The organism is Enterobacter cloacae complex sp. S2 (genome assembly GCF_015159675.1).
In the GTDB taxonomy this organism is placed as follows: Bacteria; Pseudomonadota; Gammaproteobacteria; order Enterobacterales; family Enterobacteriaceae; genus Enterobacter; species Enterobacter intestinihominis.
On record NZ_JADDTS010000097.1, the window covers coordinates 1 to 321 of the forward strand.

The 321-nt window shown below is 45.5% G+C and carries 1 protein-coding gene; it reads right to left on the minus strand.

Translation table 11 applies throughout. From position 1 onward, the window contains the following. Window positions 1-96: 96 nt before the first annotated feature. On the minus strand, window positions 97-321 hold a 225-nt coding region (locus tag IPZ49_RS22910; RefSeq protein ID WP_193762896.1), incomplete at its 5' end, for a DUF4113 domain-containing protein.

Consider the following 321-nt stretch of genomic DNA (forward strand, 5'->3'; position numbering starts at 1 on the left):
GCACGACTTTAATCTCAATCTAAGATTATTCAATTAAGTTACTCGGATAGAAATCATATTGATGATTCGAACTATTGAAATAAGTATAGCTTAAAATCAACGCACTTTCAGAAGGTCGGTGAACCTGGTGGTGTAGCGCGGAGAAAGCATTTCTCGCTTCATTTGCCACTGCTGCTGAATACCCTGCCCGGCAAAATAGAGCGTGCCCTTTCCGTCCTTTGCATTCAGGTGATCCAGTACCTCCATTAACTTCTCACTACCAGCTCGGGGAGCACTGTCATCGAACAGGTTTAGTTGGGCCACGCCCTGGCTGAAGAAGTC